At 60.1% G+C, this 13,896-nt stretch carries 13 protein-coding genes and 1 pseudogene; all 14 read right to left on the bottom strand.

Annotated features, from left to right (window positions below; genetic code table 11):
* Positions 1 to 858: 858 nt before the first annotated feature.
* Positions 859 to 2,232, bottom strand: a complete 1,374-nt coding sequence (locus ASE11_RS11290) for an OmpP1/FadL family transporter (protein WP_056270884.1) — start codon at positions 2,230 to 2,232, stop codon at positions 859 to 861.
* A gap of 91 nt (positions 2,233 to 2,323) precedes the next feature.
* A complete protein-coding gene (bphD, locus tag ASE11_RS11285; RefSeq protein ID WP_056270883.1) occupies positions 2,324 to 3,184 on the bottom strand; it encodes a 2-hydroxy-6-oxo-6-phenylhexa-2,4-dienoate hydrolase in 861 nt (286 codons plus the stop codon).
* Positions 3,185 to 3,254: 70 nt separating this feature from the next.
* Positions 3,255 to 4,295, bottom strand: a complete 1,041-nt coding sequence (gene bphI, locus ASE11_RS11280) for a 4-hydroxy-2-oxovalerate aldolase BphI (protein WP_056270880.1) — start codon at positions 4,293 to 4,295, stop codon at positions 3,255 to 3,257.
* 19 nt (positions 4,296 to 4,314) lie between these two features.
* Positions 4,315 to 5,229: an acetaldehyde dehydrogenase BphJ gene (bphJ, locus tag ASE11_RS11275; protein ID WP_020206178.1), complete on the bottom strand. Its 915-nt coding sequence runs from the start codon at positions 5,227 to 5,229 to the stop codon at positions 4,315 to 4,317.
* A gap of 20 nt (positions 5,230 to 5,249) precedes the next feature.
* The gene (dmpE, locus tag ASE11_RS11270) at positions 5,250 to 6,032 is read right to left on the bottom strand and encodes a 2-oxopent-4-enoate hydratase (protein ID WP_056270877.1); all 783 of its coding nucleotides are present in this window, start codon (positions 6,030 to 6,032) and stop codon (positions 5,250 to 5,252) included.
* Positions 6,033 to 6,119: 87 nt separating this feature from the next.
* Positions 6,120 to 6,731 (bottom strand): glutathione transferase GstA, encoded by a 612-nt coding sequence (gstA, locus tag ASE11_RS11265; RefSeq protein ID WP_056270874.1) that lies wholly within the window; start codon positions 6,729 to 6,731, stop codon positions 6,120 to 6,122.
* A gap of 31 nt (positions 6,732 to 6,762) precedes the next feature.
* The gene (bphC, locus tag ASE11_RS11260) at positions 6,763 to 7,641 is read right to left on the bottom strand and encodes a biphenyl-2,3-diol 1,2-dioxygenase (RefSeq protein ID WP_082585683.1); all 879 of its coding nucleotides are present in this window, start codon (positions 7,639 to 7,641) and stop codon (positions 6,763 to 6,765) included.
* 21 nt (positions 7,642 to 7,662) lie between these two features.
* The gene (bphB, locus tag ASE11_RS11255) at positions 7,663 to 8,496 is read right to left on the bottom strand and encodes a cis-2,3-dihydrobiphenyl-2,3-diol dehydrogenase (RefSeq protein ID WP_056270871.1); all 834 of its coding nucleotides are present in this window, start codon (positions 8,494 to 8,496) and stop codon (positions 7,663 to 7,665) included.
* A gap of 48 nt (positions 8,497 to 8,544) precedes the next feature.
* Positions 8,545 to 9,780 carry an NAD(P)/FAD-dependent oxidoreductase gene (locus tag ASE11_RS11250; RefSeq protein ID WP_056270867.1) on the bottom strand — a complete coding sequence of 412 codons (1,236 nt, stop codon included), beginning with the start codon at positions 9,778 to 9,780 and terminating at the stop codon, positions 8,545 to 8,547.
* On the bottom strand, positions 9,777 to 10,106 hold the full coding sequence (locus tag ASE11_RS11245) for a non-heme iron oxygenase ferredoxin subunit (RefSeq protein ID WP_056270864.1): 330 nt from the start codon (positions 10,104 to 10,106) through the stop codon (positions 9,777 to 9,779). The genes ASE11_RS11250 and ASE11_RS11245 overlap by 4 nt, the downstream gene beginning before the upstream one ends.
* Before the next feature lie 103 nt (positions 10,107 to 10,209).
* A pseudogene (locus tag ASE11_RS11240) lies at positions 10,210 to 10,625 on the bottom strand (BphX family protein); the annotation flags it as partial.
* Positions 10,626 to 10,663: 38 nt separating this feature from the next.
* A complete protein-coding gene (locus ASE11_RS11235) occupies positions 10,664 to 11,230 on the bottom strand; it encodes an aromatic-ring-hydroxylating dioxygenase subunit beta (protein ID WP_056270858.1) in 567 nt (188 codons plus the stop codon).
* A gap of 117 nt (positions 11,231 to 11,347) precedes the next feature.
* A complete protein-coding gene (locus ASE11_RS11230) occupies positions 11,348 to 12,724 on the bottom strand; it encodes an SRPBCC family protein (protein ID WP_056270855.1) in 1,377 nt (458 codons plus the stop codon).
* Positions 12,725 to 12,814: 90 nt separating this feature from the next.
* The gene (locus ASE11_RS11225; protein WP_235501260.1) at positions 12,815 to 13,666 is read right to left on the bottom strand and encodes a GntR family transcriptional regulator; all 852 of its coding nucleotides are present in this window, start codon (positions 13,664 to 13,666) and stop codon (positions 12,815 to 12,817) included.
* Positions 13,667 to 13,896 lie beyond the last annotated feature (230 nt).

Below are 13,896 nucleotides of genomic sequence, written 5' to 3'. Positions count from 1 at the left end.
AGCTGATAGACCTGGTGGCACGGCTCGACGAACTGACCGACCTCTCGCCGCTGGCAGGCATGCTGGCTCGCCAAGCGTGCGCTGATCGACACTAACAGGCTGTTGAAATTCCCCGCGTAAACACTGTTGGCTCAGTTGCGCGGTGCTGATACCTTATGGACATTTGAGGCGAAGCAAGTAACATCCGAGAGACACTGGCCAGCCAAGTCCAGCAAAGGTACAGCGTTCGCGCCATGGTCCAAGTCTTGGGACGTTCCCCGAGCACCATCATCAGCCGGAAACTGCGGAGCAACGCACAGCCCGCAGACTACGCCAACACTGCAGCTCGTACCTGTGCCCCGCAGCGCCGTCGACAATGCCGTCCGCCAAACAAGCTCCATCGCGATGGCATCCTGTTCGGTTTGATGCGCCACTTCTCTGGTCGCCTGAACAGATTGCCCTGACACCGGCTCCGCATCTTCCCCAAAGGCCATGAGCAGCGCGTGTCACACGAGGCAATCTACAACTGCATCTACGCCCAGCCCGTGGGCGAGCTCAAGCGCGAACTGACCGCCACCCAGCGTCACGGCCACACAAACCGCAACAAAGGAAAAGGCCGAAGAGCTCAGATACCTGACATGGTGAGCATCCAGGTGCGTCCTGCCGAAGGGCACGCACTTCTCAGGATACAGCCAGGAGCTGCTCGAATCAATTGTCGATCAAATCAACAACCTGGCCCAGGAATGGGCAGGGCGTACGATCCCCACTGGCGGTCTATCGGGAACTCCGGCGCAACAGCACACAAAATTCCACCCTCGTTCATTGAAACCCAGGGTGTTGCACTTCGGATTTGAATAAGCCCCGTTTTTTACGGCTTTTTCAGAACCTGTGTGAATAGGCCAGACCGATGCTGTCTTGGGCATGCTCTGCCCTTATCGGCGCGGATGTATTGGGCAAACTGGCGTTAGTCATCTTCTTCTTGAAGGAATGGGTCCAGGCAAAATCCAGCTTGCTTGCCGGCGAGACCTGATAAGAAAACCCAGCCGAGCCGAACGTCGTCGTAATGCCAGGCATGACCGCCAGCATGGTCTCGGAACGCAGCGCCTGGGTCGTGAAACGGGCGCCACCTCGCAGCGTCCACTTGCCGGTTTGGTAAGCGGCTCCGAGCGACAGGGCGGTCTGATCCTTGAAATTTAACGGCAACAATATGTCGATATTGGCGCCGCTATCCGCCACAAACCCGACATTGATGTTCTTCATGGCGTCCTTCCAGAAGATCCGGGAGACGTCGGCAGCAATCATCCATTTCTCATTCAACCGGTGGCTTATGCCAAGATTCAATTGCGCCGGCGTTTGAAAGTCACGCACGCTGATCATGCCTTTGAGCGGAACCTGTCCAGCCACGGCGTCGATCGCAGTCAGGGTGGCATCACCTTTCATGTCACCTATGCGGCTCTTCATGGAATACGCAGCACCCAGAACCGTCTCTTTGGAGGCCTTGTAGGTCAGCCCCAAGCGCCCGCCAATACCCCAAGCATCAGCACCACTTGCCGCGGGCTGGTTCTTGGTAAAGCTTAAATGCGCACCGCGCAAGTCAGGCAAGCCCCCGAGCACGGGCACAAGGCTACCGCTCGCGCGGCCCGATCCGATCAGCGAACCAACCTGATCCGCGCCAAGCAGCATCTCGAGGTTCATGGCCTGCCACATCACATCGAGACTTGCACCCACGGTCAGCTTGTCATCGACTTCGTAGCTCGCCGCAAAGGGAATGTTCAAGGTCAGCAGGCGACTCGAGTTCTCGAGCCCGGTAGCCAGGCCACCGGTGGCGCGGGAAAGAAAACTGCTGTTTCCATATTCTGTTCCAACCCCACCTTGCGGAAAGAGACCGACGCCAAGCGCCAAGGAGCCGCTGCGATGGGTATAGGCCAATTGGGGGGCGGCATAGGGGCCGCGGTTGTTGGAGTGAGTCTTGGAGCGGGCAACCTCCCCTGTCTCTGGGTTCCTGATTAAAAGGTCAGCAAAAATGAAATCCATGCCGAGATGGAACTCCGACCCTTGGGGCATCAGCGACAGTGTCGCCGGATTGGTCATCATGCCGGCAGCACCCACGTCGAACGCGGTGGCAGCACCGCCCATCGCCGCCGACACCGGGCCATGCCCAACGAACCGAAAAACGTCGCTGACCGCCAGTGCCGACTGAGATGTGATTGCCAATACACCCACAGTGATCGGGCCAATAAATCCATGTTTCATTTTGTCTCCTTAAAAATAATTAACTCTTCAACGAACAAGCATCTCTATTGGCCCGCCCATGGCCATCCATAGAACGGGCAAGGCTTGCACCTTAGGCCTGTCGCAGGAAATCAATCACCAAGCGGTTGAATTCATCGGCATGCTCCCACTGCGCCCAGTGGCCGCACTTGGAGAACACATGCAAACGCGCGTCATCAATGTTCCAGACCAGCTTCAAGCCGTGGTCCAGCGGAACGAAGCGGTCATCGCGCCCCCAAGTAATGAATGTCTTGGCCTTGATTTCTCCAAGCCTGGCAGACACATCCCAGCTTGAAAGCGGTGCCTTTTGCGCGCTGATGAGGAAGTTCTTCAGGTGCTCCGGGTGGCGCTGAATGGCTTCCCAGCGGCCCTGCAGCAACTCTTCGGTGATGAGGGACTGGTCGTACAAAAACACCTGAATCATCTGTTTCAGGGTTTCATAGGATGGCTCGGCGTACAGTTTGAACAGCAGCTTGATGCCTTCCATCGGCATCGGCGCGAACATGCTGGGGCCAAGGCCGCCAGGTCCCATGAGGATCAGTTTGCCGATGCGCTCAGGGTATTCGATAGCGAAGTTCAGCGCCGTGGCGCCCCCCATCGAGTTGCCGATCAGGTGCGCCTGGTCGATGCCCAGTGCATCCATCAGCCCTTTGACGGCACGGGCGTTGACCAGGCCGCGCTGCTCGTCCATCACCACCGCGTCCGACTTGTTGAAGCCGGGCGAGTCCTTCAGGATCACCCGGTAGCCGGCGTCGACAAAGGGGCCGATGTTGCGGTAGTAGTTGCTCCAGCCGCCAGCGCCGGGGCCCCCGCCATGCAGCATGATGACGGTTTCGCCGTTACCCGCTTCGTTGTAGTGAATCTTGAAATCGGAAAAACCTTTTTCATTGATTTTCACGAACTTGCTGGTGGAACTTTCGGTGAGTGCTGTCATTTTTTATCCTTTAAGTGAATGGAGTGAAAACCAGTCAGGTGGCGCGCTTCATGCCGCGCCGGGTTTGAATTCATGCGACGGTCAAGGTCAGCCCACGTTCACGCGCCATGGTCATGGCGGTGTCTTCGATCATGTCTTCCTGCCCGCCAACCATGCCGCGCCGTCCCAGTTCGACCAGGATGTCGCGCGCCGGCACGCCGTACTTCGCACTGGCGCGTTTGGCAAACAGCAGGAAGCTCGAATAGACCCCGGCATAGCCCAGCGTGAGCGAGTCGCGGTCGATGCGGATGATGTGGTCCATGATCGGCACCACCAGGTCTTCGGCCACGTCCTGGATCTTGAACACATCGACCCCGGTCTCGATCCCCATGCGCGCGCACACGGCGATGAACACCTCCATCGGTGTGTTGCCGGCACCGGCGCCCAGGCCAGCGGCGGCGGCATCGATGCGGGTGGCTCCGGCCTCAATCGCGGCGATCGAGTTGGCAACGCCCATGGCCAGGTTATGGTGGCCGTGAAAGCCCAGTTCGGTCTCGGGCTTGAGCGCGGCGCGCACGGCACTCAGGCGCGCTTTCACGTCGTCGGGCAGCATGTAGCCGGCCGAGTCGGTGACGTAGATGCAGTTGGCGCCGTAGCCTTGCATCAAGAGTGCCTGGCTGACCAGTTTTTCCGGGCTGGCCATGTGCGCCATCATCAAGAAGCCCACGGTGTCCAGACCCAGCTTGCGCGATTGGGTGATGTGCTGCTCCGACACGTCGGCTTCGGTGCAGTGGGTGGCGACGCGGATGGTGGCCACGCCCAGGTCTTTGGCCATCAGGAGGTGCTCGACGGTGCCGATGCCGGGGATCAGCAGTGCGCTGACCTTGGCCTGCTTCATCAGCGGAATCACGGCGCCCAGGTATTCCTCGTCGCTGTGCGCCGGAAAGCCGTAGTTGACGGAGCTGCCGCCCAGGCCGTCGCCGTGGGTGACTTCGATCAGCGGCACGCCGGCGGCGTCCAGGCCGCAGGCAATGCTCTTCATTTGCTCCAGCGTCATCAGGTGGCGCTTGGGGTGCATGCCGTCACGCAGCGTCATGTCGTGAACGCTGACTTTTTTGCCTTGTAGCTTCATGGTGGTTCTCTTGAGTGGTTCAGGCGTGGACGGGCTTGAGCGTGAGCCGACCGGCGATGATTTCTTCGGCAAACATCTCGGCGGTGCGGGCCGCAGCGGCGGTCATGATGTCGAGGTTGCCGGCGTACTTGGGCAGGTAGTCGCCCAGGCCTTCGACTTCGAGGTAGACCGAGACGCGCTTGCCGTCGAACACCGGGCCGTTGACCAGCTTGTAGCCGGGCACGTACTTCTGCACCTCTTTGATCATGGCGTGGATGGACTCGGTGATCTTTGGCTGGTCGGGTTCGCTCTCCAGCAGGCAGTGCACGGTGTCGCGCATGATCAGCGGCGGCTCGGCCGGGTTGAGGATGATGATGGCCTTGCCCTTTTTGGCGCCACCCACCTTTTCCACAGCGCCGGCGGTGGTGCGGGTGAATTCGTCGATGTTCTTGCGGGTGCCCGGGCCGGCGGACTTGCTCGACACCGTGGCCACAATTTCGCCGTAGGCCACCGGCTGCACGCGGCTGACGGCCGCGACCATGGGGATGGTGGCCTGGCCGCCGCAGGTGACCATGTTGACGTTCATCTCGCCTTTGCCGACATGTTCCTTGAGGTTGACCGGCGGCACGCAGAACGGGCCGATGGCCGCGGGCGTGAGGTCGATCATGAGGGCACCTTCGGCGTTGACCTTGCGCGAGTTCTCGGCGTGCACGTAGGCGCTGGTGGCGTCGAAGACGATCTGCACGCCGTCGGCCTGCATGTGGGGAATCAGACCGTCAACACCGTCAGCGGTGGTCTTGATGCCCATCTCGCGGGCGCGCTTCAAGCCGTCGGATTCCGGGTCGATGCCGACCATCCAGACCGGCTCCAATACCGCGCTGCGCTGCAGCTTGGCCAGCAGATCGGTGCCGATGTTGCCGGGGCCGATCAGGGCGCATTTGATTTTTTTTGTCATGTGCTGAATGTCCGGAAAAGTCAGTGAAAACGCACCGAGCAGTCGCCGATGCCGCCGATGCTGATGCGGAAGTGGTCGCCGGCCTGGGCCGGGAACATGGCGGCCAGCGCGCCGGAGAGAATCACCTCGCCGGCCTTCAGACCGATGCCCAGGCGGCCCAGGGTGTTGGCCAGCCAGGCCACGGCATTGACCGGCGAACCCAGCGCGGCGGCGCCGGCGCCGGTGGCAATGATCTCGCCGTTTTTCTCCAGCACCATGCCGCAGGTCTTCAGATCGATCTTGCGCGGGTCGACGGCGGTGCTGCCGAGCACGAACATGCCGCAGGAGGCGTTGTCGGCCACGGTGTCCTGGATCTTGATTTTCCAGTCGCGGATGCGCGAGTCAACGATCTCGAAGCAGGGCATGACAAAGTCGGTGGCAGCCAGCACGTCGGCGTTGGTGACGCCGGGGCCCATGAGGTCCTTTTTCAGGACAAAGGCGATTTCCCCTTCGGCCTTGGGTTGGATCAGGGAGGACATGGCGATGCTGCCGCCGTCGCTGACGATCATGCCGTCCAGCATGTAGCCGAAGTCGGGCTGGTAGACGCCCAGCATGTTCATCACGGCCGCGCTAGTGACGCCGATTTTCTTGCCGACAACGCGCTCGCCGGCCTGCAGGCGGCGCGAGATCATGCGCTGCTGGATGTGGTAGGCGTGCTCGATGGTGATGTCGGGATGGCGGCTGGTCAGCGGCTCGACCACGGTGCGCGCGCACAGGGCGCTGTAGAGCTCGTCGCCCAGGGTTTCGATCAGTTCAGGGGTCATGTCGGTTCGGATTTTCCAGAAATAGTTGGCGCATGTTTTGGGCGGCATTGCGCCGAGCGGGCCGCTTCAGCGGCCTTGGGAGCCTGTTCAGCCCTTGATCAAGCCTTCGGCTCGCAGTGCTGCCTGCACCGCTTCGCGGCCTCCGACTCGGCCCATGAAGGCCTGCAGCGCGGGCCAGGGCGAAAGATCAAGGTTGACATAGGCGCCCCAACCGAGCACGACCAACAGATAGATGTCAGCCACGCTCAATCGATCGCCCAGCAGATAAGGCGCACGCTCGAGTTGCCGCGCCACTTGCCCCAGCCGGGCGTTCAGGGTCTGCCGCACCGCGTTTTTCCAGTCCTCGCTGGCGGCAGGGTTGAACAGCGGGCTGAAGCTCTTGTGCAGTTCGGTCGAGATGAAGTTCAACCATTGCTGCAAGTGGTAGCGCTCAAAGCTGCCGTTGGCCGGCGCCAGTAGCTTGCCGGGCACCTGATCGGCCACGTATTGCAGGATGGCGGGGCCTTCGGCCAGCATGCGGCCGTCGTCAAGCTGCAGACAAGGCACGTAGCCGAACGGGTTGATTTCAAGGTAGTCCTGCCCGGAGGCAGTCTTCTTGCTCGCCAGATCGACCTGTACCAACTCGAAGTTCAGGCCCGCCTCGCGCAACGCAATGTGCGGTGACAGGGAGCAGGCGCCAGGACTGTAGTAAAGCTTCATGCAGGGACTCCCATGATGTTCAGGTTGCTGTTCATTGTTTGTTGCGCACCGACTTGTGGCCCCACATGCTCGGACTGTCGTGCCGTGCCACCACCCAGGAGCGGTCCACGGTGCGGGCGCCCCAGCCGTACTCGACCTCGACTCCGGACGGGGTCGCTGCATAGAACGACACCATATGGTCGTTGGTGTGGCACCCCAGCGTGGAGGTGATCAAGCCGTCAGCGTCAACCCGGTCAAACGCAAAACCGACGTCATTGAGCGACGAGACTTCGAGCATGAAGTGGTGAATGCGCTTGGGCAGCGGAAAAGCTGCGATCGCGAGAGTGTGGTGGCGTTCGTTACAGTGCAAAAAATACGCCGGAACCGTCACGTCCGGTCCCATTTTCATGTCGATGACGTCCGACAACTGGAAGCCGAGCACCTGCGTATAAAACGCCAGCGCCTTGTCCGAATCCGGAACGCAGCGCACGAAATGACCCAGCCCTTGCTCCCCGGTCAAGAAACCCGACACCGCTGCAGCGGGCATGAACGGCTTTTCGAACACCTCGCTGGCGCCGTAATAAATCTCCAAGGGCAGGCCAAAAGGATCGGCAAACGAGATCAATCCCATGACACCGCGGCGCCTGGCCATCGAGGCATCTCCCGAGGTGACTGCGATACCGGCCTGTTTGAGTTTTTCGGTCATCTGGGCCAGCCCAGCCGCATCGGCCACCTCGTAGCCCGCGTAGGCCAAATCATCAACTTCGCCCGGCTGAACGGCAATCCGCCAGGCTCTCGAATCGATGCGGAACAGGCTGCCGTCATCGGTGGCACCCGCTTCCATCAGGCCCAGTTTTTGCGTTAGAAACGAACGCCAAGCGGACACATCCTTGACAGCAAATCCCATGTACCCCAAGCTTTTGATACTCATCTCTGTCTCCTTCGTCGAAGTTCAATGACTGATATTCAGTTTTTCGAGCAAGTCCGCGCCCCCGGCTGCCGAGAAGAATCCACGGACGCCCATGCCGCCGTCGTAGTTCAGCAAGGCACCGGTCGCGGGTGCCACATCGCCTCGTGTGGCAAAAAACACATAAGCACCGGTGTACTCCTCGGTCTCAGGCATGCGACCAATCGGCAGCACGGACTTCAGCATGTCGGCCAGCGGCACGGTCGAAATCGATTGCCCGCTCATTCCCAGCGAGGAAGGGCCTCTGAGATCCGTATTCATGCCGCCTGGAGCCACACCGTTGACGCGCACGTATGGCGCCAGTTCGAACGCCAGCTCGCGCACCAGGCCCACGACTGCGTGCTTGGCTGCGGTGTAAAGGGGGCCTCCGCCATTGGGATAGAAACCCGCATTCGAGATCGTGAAGATCACGCTGCCACGGCTAGCGACCAAGGCTGGCAGGCAAGCCTTGACAGCGTGGATATAGCCTTTGACATTAATGTGAAAGACCTCGTCGAACGCGGCATCGATGCTGTCTTCGGGAAGATCGATCAGTGCCGTCGAGTAGTCCCAAATGCCTGCGTTGGGGATCAGGGTGTCGATTTTTCCGAACTTGGCCACGCAGCGCTCGGCGGCCTGTTTCTGGTCTCGCAGTGAGCGCACGTCGCCGACGATGCCCACCACGTTGTCGCCATGATCGGATTCCAGCTGTTTGATACGATCCGCCGACTTGTCGAGCACTGCCACGTTGGCGCCTTCGGCCACGAACCGGTCCACCAAGGCGCGCCCCAGCCCGGCAGCGCCCCCTGTAATCAACACCACTTCACCTGTCAGTTTCATTTTCAATCTCCTTGTCGTTAAGTTAAGGCAAATCGCCGGTCGAGCTCATCACTGCGGTTTGGCTTTCAGCAAATCCCGCAGGTTCAAGCCGGCGTCCTGCAACTGCCCGGCGGAAACTGGAACCCGTGCGCCGACCAGACGGGTCGCCACGGAAAATTCTTTCGCAGCGTTGATCGCCGTCGCGGCCTCAACGCAGCCATCAAACAACCTGAATAACACCAGCGGCTGGCCGGTCTGCGCCTCGCCGCGCAAGACGATTTCTCCTGGTCCTTCGGCATTGCCAATCATCTGGATGCGGTGGCCCGCAATCTCCGTCCACGAGGTCGGCACCTGTAGCGCCGGCACGGGCTTGCCCAACATGGCGCTGGCGGCGGCTTCGGCTTGCGCCTGGCTGTTCAGATAGGTTTCCAGCGAGCGCTGGCCGCCGCCCCGCAGCGGCCAAGCGGCCACGTCACCGGCGGCGAACACCCTCGGACACGAGCTTGCGCCCGTGGCGTCAACCAGAACGCCGCGCGCGCAGGCGATGCCAGCCGCCCGGGCCAGCTCGTCTGCCGGATCGGCGCCAATGCTGACCAGCACCAGGTCGGCCGCCACCTTGCGGCCATCGGCGCAGACGACGGCACGCACACGCTCTTCGCCTTCGAAACACGAGGCCTGCGCGTTGCGCTCAACCTGGACGCCCAGGCGTTCCAGTTCAGCCCGGCACCACGCCCCTGTTTGGTGGCCCAGCACGCGCAGCAGCAACTCGTCGCCGGCTTCCAGAATCGTGACATTGACGCTAGCCTTGCGGGCGGTGGTCGCCACCTCGCAACCGATCAGGCCGCCGCCGACGATGACAAGCGACTGGCCCGGTTGCAGCGCCTGCCGCAGTGCCAAGCTGTCGGCGCGGTCGCGCAAGGTATGGATACCTTCCAATTCGCAACCCGAAATCGCCACGCGCCGGGCGCGCGCGCCGGTGGCCAGCAGCAGCCGGTCGTAAGCCAGCGGGGCGCCCGATTCGAACTGAATCTGGCGACTGGCCACATCCAGGCAACTCACCCGCCGTCCGAGCTGGACATCCACATGGGCCGATGCGTACCAGGATGTGTCCATGATCGCGGGCGGCTCGGGCGGTTCGCCCATCAGCACCGCCTTGGACAGGGTGGTCCGGTCATAGGCCTGCCGCGACTCGTCCCCGATCAGGTGGAGGCGCCCGGCATACCCCTGGGCGCGCAGTGCGTGCGCAGCCATCGCCCCGGTCAAGCCGGCGCCGATGATGGCGATGGTTTCTATTGTTTCGATCATGGCGCCAGATACCCAGCATCGAAGTCGACAAACACTTCATTGCCTTCGACGCGGATCGGGAATACTTTCAATGCCTGACAGGGCGGCGGGGATTTGATCTTGCCCGTGCGCACACAGAACTTTCCCATATGCAACGAGCATTCCACGACGTCGCCATCCAGATAACCGCCCTCAGACAGGGACCAGTCGCCGTGGGTGCAGCGGTCTTGTGTGGCGAACAGCTCGCCATCCACATTGAAAATCGCAACGGAGGTGTCTCCACTTTCGACCTTCAGGGCTTCGCCTTCAGGTACATCGCTTCGCTCACAAACTCGGGTAAATTTCATATCGCTTCTTGTCACTGGTTCGAAAGATTCAAATCGCCTTGGGCGAACAGTCACTGGCCAGCAGGCGCTTCGTCGGCTGTTGGTGGGGAGCTGGTGAGTGATTCAATGTCCTCAGCGATTCGACGCCACGGCACTCCAGGCAAGTAGGCCCCAGCCAATCCACATCACATGGATCGCCAACGTGACAAGCCCGAACCACAAGGCCTCGTGACTCCACACGATGCTGTAAAAATCCCACAGGCTATCGACGACTTCAGTTGCAATGACCACGGGAATGACGGCCTCATAGCGAACCGGATCGAGTGCGCCCCACAAGGCGACCACCCCGATGGCGCCCAACTGAAGACCGACAACCGCCCAGGCGTCCTGCAGCACGGTGAAGATAGGCTCACCGACGCGCAGTTCGACGCCTGGGTACATCGTGCCGAACAAACCCAAGGTGCTAAAAGGAAGCGTCCCAATGAGGTTGATGATGTAAAAAAGGCCGATGCCGATTAAAAACAGACGCACTTTCGTCATGGCAGCTTCCTCGGTTCAGGCGGGTGCAGGTTGCTTGCTTAGAAGAAGATGCTCAGGTTGTTCGACAACAACGTACTCTGGTCTAGCAGGATGGTGCGCTTGGCGATCTTGAAGCCAAGACCGTTGTCGGCGCGGCGCAGCACATCCCGCCGCTCGCCCGCGAAGATGTCGACCTGGCGCTCCAAGCGATTGCGGTAGAGAATGAAGGCGGAACTCACTTCAAAGCTGTTGGGCTCAGCCGCCTCATTGATGAGGACATTGGAGACCAAGTGGCGCGTTCGGGACGGCGGGTTTTCCGCCCAGCCCAGTTCCGAGGTTACCTTGCGGATGCGACCGTACATGGTTTCATAGGTTTCGTCGAAATGAGCAAAATCTTGGTCGCCGGAATACTCAAGTTTGCTCTCCCGGAGCGTGCGGTTGGTGCGCAGCGGCATGAAGTAGCGGATGTCCTTTTCAAGCAGGGCAAACCATGCCTCGTAAGCCCGGTGGTCGAGCAACTGCGCTTCGCGGTAGTAAAACTGCTCAATCTCGTTCTGCAACTCGAGGCCAACGGCCTTGCTTTGCCATTCAAATGTTTTGAAAGAATGGGGGGATGGGTTTGTCATGACTGCTTATCTCCAAGTGAGTATCAGGGAGCGAAACCTCGTCGCGCTGTTGGCACAAGCACGTCCGCCCCATGATGAATTTTCATCCGATTGAACGACTTAACGATTGCGCCCTGATCAGGGTTTGAGCGTGGCCCAGTTTGGCTCCGACATCACGCGAGCCCAGTGGTGGTACATGCCCCGAGCCGCTTCTTCGGCGTAGACGTAGCCGACCTTGCCGGGAAAATCAGGATGTCCGGTCTTTGACCGACCCAGGCCCATCTGGGCATTGAGCGGCTGGCTCTTGGCCTTGTGACCGCGCAGCACTTTCTGAATCTCGACCCAGTTCTCGCCATCGTCCTGCTCAAACACACCCCCTGCAGAGAATGTACGAATGTTGTGCCGGCGGTATTCTTCCTTGATCTCTTCGGGTGCATCGACATCGACCAGAGTGAATGCCCATACCTCGATTTCGTTGGGGCCACGCGGGTGCCAGCTACGGATGGTGTTAATAGCGGGCAAGAATGAACAGGTGGGGAAGATATTCATGTGCTGGCCAAACATGCGTCGAACCGGCATGGTTTGACCCAGACGCTTTTCTGCAAGGTCAGCGGCCGGACCCTCAGTCCAGTACTGGGTGACCTTGGGACCCATCACGGCCATTAGCATGCCCGGCTCGTCAACAAACCATCCCGTTCCGTGCCCGCCCCAATTGGCCCGGAACTGATTCCCTTTGGTAGGGACTTGAGCATTCGACAAATCCATTTCTGGCGGCATGCCCGCCAAAATGCCGGACAGGTGCGACATCGTGCCGGCGTGGTACATGTCGCTACAGAACTGCTCGGCGGCAAACTTCCAGTTGCACGGAATGACCCACTTCTGTATGCCGCCAATGGCCTCGGTTCCCGCCGGTGTACGGTCCAGCATGACGTCCATATAGGGGCGCGCGTCACCGAGGTAGGTCTCCAGATCAGGCGCTTCCGCGTCCCAGTTAGCGAATACCAGGCCCTTATAGATGGCTACGCGCGCTTGCAGCGGACCCCAGTCGGCCTTGTCAAAGCCACAGTCGCTCTCCTTCTTGTCGCAAAACGCCTCTTTCTCAAAGGGCACGTTCACCAGATTGCCTGCAATGTCGTAGGCCCAGCCGTGGTAGCTGCAGGTGAACGCCTTGGCGTTACCGGCATCCGTGCGACAGATGCGCATGCCGCGATGCCGACACTGATTCAGGAAAACCTTGATGCTTTTGTCTTGCTGCCGCACCATGACGACCGGATCTTCGCCCATGTATGTGGTCAGGAAGTCCCCGGTTTTAGGAACGTGACTCTCATGCCCGAGCAACAACCAGGAGCGGCCAAAAACCCGCTCAAGCTCCAACTCGTAAAGACCCTGATCGGCATAGATGCGTGGGTCAAGCAGTCCTTTTTCCTGATCGACCAGAGCCCGGATCGCGTCGGGCGTCCAATTGCGCGTCCACTTCACTGGGGACTCCTGCGCTTCTTTGATTACTGAACTCATGACTTAATATCTCCGTTGAAATACCCTTGGCAGGGCGGAAAAAATACCTAGCTTTTCCATCACACCAAAAAAATACCTGTGATGTTGGCGTCACCGCAACAAACCGAATTGCCGAACCACCAAAATCGATGACTCAATATGGGCCCGCAACAACTGAGTACAGCGCTCGACATCACGCGCGAGTACGCTGTCACGAAGTGCCAAGTGCTCCTCATGCACGTTTCTGGCAGGCTGGTTGTGCATTGCCGTCAATCGGCGGTAGCGCTCCATTTGCAAATACAGGATGGACAGGAACCGCTGGGTCCAGGCGGATGAACACGCTGAGATCAGGGCTTCGTGAAAGTCGCGGTTAGCTTGCTCCCACTGATTGAACAAGTGAACTGGATCGCGCATGGTGCGCTCGTCGAGGAGCGAGAGCCGGTGATATGAACTGACGACCCGCGCCTCCCATTCGGCGTCGCCATTCAGCACACTTTGGCGCAGCGCTTCGCACTCAAGCGCGATCCGCGTGGTTGCCAGATCACGCATGTCATCCAGAGACATGGGGGTCACATGAAATCCACGCTGGGCCTGCGTCTGCACCAAGTTATTGGCCACCAGCAGGGAAAGCGCCTCCCGCACGGTCCCGCCGCTCACCTCATAGCGCGACTTGAGATCTTCAATGGCGAGTCTGGAGCCAGCAGCGAGTCGCCCCTCCACGATGTCCGCCCGCAACCGCTGAAACGTCGCCTCAATCAGGCTTCGCACGCTCGCGCCAGGCGCTGGCGACGCATCCCCAAATGACTTGTCGCCCCTCATGGTCTGGCTGTTTGGAGTTCTCGCATTCATTGCATTTCTCACATGGTCATTACAGAAACTTCCCAACATTCCTGAACCGACTGACTCAGGATTCGGTAGCACGCGGCTCGTCATAATGTCGATTTTATTATCGACATTCGACATATATGCCCAGTGAAAACCCTAGGTGTCTGTTCGGTCGCAGCGTTTTTTTGACAGCTACGCGTGAAGGCGGTTGGTAGGTGCGGTTAGCGATCTGGCTGTGTCCGGCGCCAGCGCAGCGTGTGAGGCAGCCGTTGCAGGCGGCCCAGTTGGCCGCACGCGGCTTCACCAGCCGTGCCGATGCGATTGAATGTCCGCAAGGCCTCATCGCCACGCACGGTGGTACCGCGTCG

The sequence above is a fragment of the Hydrogenophaga sp. Root209 genome (assembly GCF_001428625.1).
In the GTDB taxonomy this organism is placed as follows: Bacteria; Pseudomonadota; Gammaproteobacteria; order Burkholderiales; family Burkholderiaceae_C; genus Hydrogenophaga.
This window is presented reverse-complemented; position numbering and strand designations above follow the sequence as displayed.